At 37.1% G+C, this 5,040-nt stretch carries 5 protein-coding genes; 1 reads left to right on the top strand and 4 read right to left on the bottom strand.

The window, feature by feature from the left end; all coding sequences use genetic code 11:
• Nucleotides 1-354 precede the first annotated feature (354 nt).
• From BLW20_RS14245 to BLW20_RS14230, 4 genes are all read right to left on the bottom strand, one after another.
• Nucleotides 355-762 (bottom strand): DoxX family protein, encoded by a 408-nt coding sequence (locus tag BLW20_RS14245; RefSeq protein WP_245725346.1) that lies wholly within the window; start codon nucleotides 760-762, stop codon nucleotides 355-357.
• Nucleotides 763-872: 110 nt separating this feature from the next.
• The gene (locus BLW20_RS14240; RefSeq protein WP_091102856.1) at nucleotides 873-1,439 is read right to left on the bottom strand and encodes a Crp/Fnr family transcriptional regulator; all 567 of its coding nucleotides are present in this window, start codon (nucleotides 1,437-1,439) and stop codon (nucleotides 873-875) included.
• 276 nt (nucleotides 1,440-1,715) lie between these two features.
• A complete protein-coding gene (locus tag BLW20_RS14235; RefSeq protein ID WP_091102852.1) occupies nucleotides 1,716-2,426 on the bottom strand; it encodes a LytR/AlgR family response regulator transcription factor in 711 nt (236 codons plus the stop codon).
• Between the two features lie 11 nt (nucleotides 2,427-2,437).
• Nucleotides 2,438-3,448, bottom strand: a complete 1,011-nt coding sequence (locus BLW20_RS14230; protein ID WP_091102848.1) for a sensor histidine kinase — start codon at nucleotides 3,446-3,448, stop codon at nucleotides 2,438-2,440.
• 166 nt (nucleotides 3,449-3,614) lie between these two features.
• Here BLW20_RS14230 and BLW20_RS14225 point away from each other — a divergent pair, with 166 nt between their 5' ends.
• Nucleotides 3,615-4,688 (top strand): DUF5694 domain-containing protein, encoded by a 1,074-nt coding sequence (locus BLW20_RS14225; RefSeq protein ID WP_143037826.1) that lies wholly within the window; start codon nucleotides 3,615-3,617, stop codon nucleotides 4,686-4,688.
• Nucleotides 4,689-5,040: the final 352 nt, after the last annotated feature.

The following is a 5,040-nucleotide window of genomic DNA, read 5'->3' as shown; positions in this document are numbered from 1 at the left end:
TATGCTTGTAGACAAGCATATCAAATTTATCTTTTGGAATAAAATTGATGATTTGTTTGAAAATCGGCTGACCGACTAATTTCTTTTCTGTATCTTTATTGCTCATATTTTTGATTTGTCGTAAAACCAAAATATGAAAAAAGGAGCTAACCACAATGGGAAGCTCCTTAATTTTGAAAAGTTAGTCGGTTAGTAGTGAAAATTAATAGAGATCATTAGATAAATTTATATATTTAAAGCTTTGTAAAAGAGGGTTTTATGAAAATATTTAAGGTCAAAACCTTTTAGATTTTGCCGGGCTTTCTTGTAACCCAACTGTTGTTTTTAGATTCTGTTTTCATAATCTCTTCAATTTCATTTTCTGTTTGGGACTGGTTTTATACACGAGAAATAAACCCAACCGATAAAAAAGATTTGTAAAGGGATTCTGTACCATAGATAGTCGGGACCGGCACCATCAAATGTTGCATCCTCAAGGTTAACATGTTTTATGGTGGCATAAATGTTAGATGGAATTATTAACACTAAAAACAGAATGAGTAGCCAACCGGTTGTTTTTCTGTATTTTGGTACTAATATTCCAACCGCTGCTATCAGCTCAATCACTCCCGTAAAGTAAACCAGTGTAAACTTATAAGGTATAAAATCAGGCAGCATAAGAGACATTCCTTTCACGAAAACAAAATGTGCAATTCCCGTGGTTATAAACATTGCCGCCAGGGCAATTCTGCCCGACAAGGCAAATTTATATTCCTTATACATAACTTTCAAAGCTGTGAGGGAGATAAGGAAAACACTAAGCAAAATAAATTCTGGCATATTCTTTTTTTACAAAGGTCGGAGAAACTGTTAGGGCAAACAATGAATCAGGGTTAATAAATACGGCGGCGTATTCTGCTTAACGCCTGCGGTGTAATCCCAATGTAGGAAGCAATATATTTTAAGGGAATTTTCTGTATTAATTTCGGTTGTTCCGTGAATAATTTCAGGTACCGTTGTTCTGCGGTGTCGGTTAGCAAAGAGAGTTCTCTTCTGGATTTTTCCCTATACAGTGCTTCGCTGGCATATCTTCCAATCTTGTTTCCAACGGACGTTTCGGCATAAATTTTTTGAAGGTCATTATAACTCATCCGCCAGATAATGGTTTCCGAAAGTGTTTCCACATTGTAGGTTGAAGGTATTTGGGCAAGAAAAGAATCATAGGCACTCACAAAATCATTTTCAAAAGCGAAATCAAAAGTCAGGTCATTTTCTTCTCGTGGAACAAAAAAACGGACAATTCCTTTTTCAATGAATGAGAGATAGTTTTCTGTATCTCCGCTTTTTAAAAGCAGCGTTTTTTTTGGGAATTCCTGTCGGACGAGCTTGGAGGAGAAAAAACGCCATTCCTCATCGCTTTGCTGAATGATGGTGTCGAAATATTTTCGAATTTCTTCCATTGGATAATTTATATTTGCTTATTTCTAACTTGTTTTTTATATACCACCAGATTGCCAGGATAAAATCTTCATCATTATAAACTTCAATTTCAAATATAAGTATTCATATTATACGGATTATTTCTTATGACGAAAAATATAACGATTTTTTTCATATTCGTCAAAAGGCTTGTTTTCGCTGCGCAGAGTCGGCGAGGAGTTCCATCATTTCTGGAACAATTGGGAAATCTTACTGTTACACCAGAAACTCAAATATGGTTGCGTATCGGTTTTACCTCATTTTATAACGCCTTTGTTCAAATATTCAAAGAACGCCTTTTTATAACTTTCTCCTATAGGGATCAGGGTATCCGCCAGTTTTACCGTATTTCCTTCAACGGTACTCAGATGTTTATTGGAAATGATAAAGGAACGGTGAATACGCATAAATTGCGGGTAAGGCAACAATTCAGATAGTGCTACCAAATTCTGATAACAGACGACAGTTCCATTGTTTGTTACAAATTTCGCATAATTACGCAGGCTTTCTATATAATAAATGTTATCCAGAAAAATTTTATGGTACTTGTGCTTTCGATCTCCTTTCAACATCAAAAATGTATCGGGTTGATGAGCCGTCTGTATTGGCTGTAACTTCTCCTGGCGTCGGACTTTTTCAACAGCCCGCAAAAAACGGTCAAAAGCAATGGGTTTCATTAGGTAGTCGGTCACATCAAACTCAAAGCCTTCCAGTGCGTAATCGGGATATGCCGTGGTAAGGATAACCCTACAGCGGTTGCTTATAACCTTAAGTACCTCAATACCGTTTAAATCCGGCATCTGGACATCAAGAAAAAGCAGGTCCACCTCGCCGCGGTTTATTCTGTCAATTGCAGAGAATACATTGTTTGATGCTTCAACAAGAGTAAGAAAAGGTACCTTTTCAATAAAAGATACAATGATATCGGCAGCATATTTTTCATCATCCAGAACAAAACATCTGTACATAACTCGTAGGGCTATAAGGTTATCTGCAGCAAAATACGAAAATCTTTTTGATCTTCCTTGATATCCAGCCGGTAACGTTCTTTATAAATCAGATTCAGCCGTCGTTGTACATTTACCAACCCTATACCGCCGGACCGGTCTTTTATTTTTTTACTTTTTTTGTTGAAAACGGAGAATTCAAGTTGGTTTTCCCGGATGCAAAGGACAATGTCAACAGGATGTTCCGGAAGTTCCACGATCCCATGCTTTAGTGCGTTTTCTACAAAAGCTATCAGTATCAGCGGGGCTATCCGTGGGTTGCTGCCTTGGGTATCTGTTTTAAAATTGACATAAAACTGTGGTGAAAAACGCATGCTGAACAACGAAATGTAATCTTTAATATACGTTATTTCATCTTCCAGTTGTACCAATCCGTCTTTGTTCTCTTTTAGGGTGTAACGCATCAAACCGGCAAGGTTTACCAGTGCATCGGCAAGTTCCTGCGATTTAGGCAGTGCCAGCGAATACATGTAGTTTAACGAGTTATACAGAAAATGTGGGTTAATCTGGGAGCGCAAAAACGCAAGTTCGGCTTTGCCGGCTTCTTCTTTAAGCTGCAGGTTTATCCGCTCGAGTATAAAATGCCTGTGCAGAAAAAATACCGCTGCCGCCAGTACAATATAAGGGATGGCATAGTATAAGTTGTCAAATACATAATAGGGTAACGATATCCCTTCGTCGTAGTTTCTAAAACCCAGCCATGCCGGGTACAGCAGTTCTTCCCAACTGTAGCGGCACAATGCAAAAAATATACAGGCTGACAAGATGCCGCCTGTGAGGAAAAATTTGTTTCTGTTTGTGGAGAATTTTGGATATATAAAGCTGTAGCAATAATAAAAGGTGGAAATTTTTGCAAAGTTGATCGAAACGTTGAGCCAGAAAGTTTGCCTGTCAGGTACTTCTTTCAACCAGAAAAAGTAGGTGTAGGCTAAAAAAAGGCTCCAACACAATATATGGATAGTGATGATTTTTGATCTGCTCATTCAACAAATATAAAAAAGAAGGTAGTTTTTTTAAAATATTCTGTCTAAATGCTTTTACAAGGAATTGTTTTTTCTGTTTGGCATAAAAAATAAAGGGATTGGGATAATAAAATTTATAAATGGGATCGTAACCCTAATTTTGTTTTCAAATTTAATGGAATTTGGTATGAACACATTAAAGGTTATAACTTCTTTTTGTTTTGCAATAATTTTTTCAGCATCCACGTCAGCCCAGGAAAAGATTCAGATTTTGGTACTCGGGACTTCTCATTACAATGAAGAAAAAGATTCGTTAGAGTATAAAGAGGTGATTGATAAATTAACAGATTTTAATCCTGATATGGTAATGGGTGAATTTGTTTCTCCTCAGGAGTATGTTTCCCTTGAACCCGACAGTTATCGAAGAAAGGTGAACGACAGCACTTTTTATTATTATCAGCATCTGAATGCTGCCGTTAAACCAAATAAGAAAAAAATGGAAAAAGCTGCCGCCCGCCTGGTAGCGTTTCCCAACCTGCATCGCTCGCGTATAGATCTGGCTGTGCAACTGTTAAATAGTTATGACTTAGGTAATGCAAAATACCAGATATATGTTCTTGAAAAGCTAAAAAAGGTTCATTTCAACAAAGAGGAAGCAGCTGCCTACAAAACCATGTTAGGCGGAACGGAAAAGCTGGTACAGCACAACCTGTATCAAAATACAAGCGAATACAACGCAATAATTTTTCCGTTAATGTACCGGTTGAACATTTCAGGTATCTACCCGGCAGACTGTCAGGTATATGACACGAAATGGACGCAGGCATGGCGTATCGTGGCATACTGCATGCATTTTATTAACCGTATTGCAGAAATGGACGATACTTCTGAAGAAGCCAAAATCGTAAAGAAAATTAGAGATGAAAAAAACAGGATCTATTCAGAATCAGATAGCCTTGGTCTGTACGGATACAGGTACCTGAATTCTTCATTTAATGCGGAAGAAAGTGACTTGGTTAATTTCTATGGGGGTGAAAAACTGTTTGATTTTTCAAAAAATTATCCGGAAAAAGAAGTACGCGAAATGATAAAGTACTGGCAATTGCGTAATGAGGGTATGGCAGCAAATATATTAAAGCAGGCACGTGAGAAAAAGGTAAAGCGTGTCTTGGTTGCTGCGGGTTCTGCACACCAGAAATGGATTGTCGATATTTTAGAGGAACAACCCGATGTGGTTGTGATCGGATATAACGATTTGTAGTACAATGGCCGAACATAAAAAGAGGATGAAAGAAAAAGTCAAAACTGCTTTCTTACGAGATGCTAATACAGAAATTAGGCGTATGGTCTGATATTTGGACAGAAATTGCGGTTTGGTTTCTCAAAATTTTTTGCATAATTTACTCATTCATTTTCACTACTAACCGACTAACTTTTCAAAATTAAGGAGCTTCCCATTGTGGTTAGCTCCTTTTTTCATATTTTGGTTTTACGACAAATCAAAAATATGAGCAATAAAGATACAGAAAAGAAATTAGTCGGTCAGCCGATTTTCAAACAAATCATCAATTTTATTCCAAAAGATAAATTTGATATGCTTGTCTACAAGCATA

This window comes from Paenimyroides marinum (assembly GCF_900108395.1).
Lineage (GTDB): Bacteria > Bacteroidota > Bacteroidia > Flavobacteriales > Flavobacteriaceae > Flavobacterium > Flavobacterium marinum.
This window is presented reverse-complemented; position numbering and strand designations above follow the sequence as displayed.

Coding starts and splice junctions, on each gene's coding strand:
- BLW20_RS14230 (WP_091102848.1), bottom strand. CDS start 3,448: ATGAGCAGATCAAAAATCATCACTATCCATATATTGTGTTGGAGCCTT.
- BLW20_RS14225 (WP_143037826.1), top strand. CDS start 3,615: ATGAACACATTAAAGGTTATAACTTCTTTTTGTTTTGCAATAATTTTT.
- BLW20_RS14235 (WP_091102852.1), bottom strand. CDS start 2,426: ATGTACAGATGTTTTGTTCTGGATGATGAAAAATATGCTGCCGATATC.
- BLW20_RS14240 (WP_091102856.1), bottom strand. CDS start 1,439: ATGGAAGAAATTCGAAAATATTTCGACACCATCATTCAGCAAAGCGAT.
- BLW20_RS14245 (WP_245725346.1), bottom strand. CDS start 762: ATGTATAAGGAATATAAATTTGCCTTGTCGGGCAGAATTGCCCTGGCG.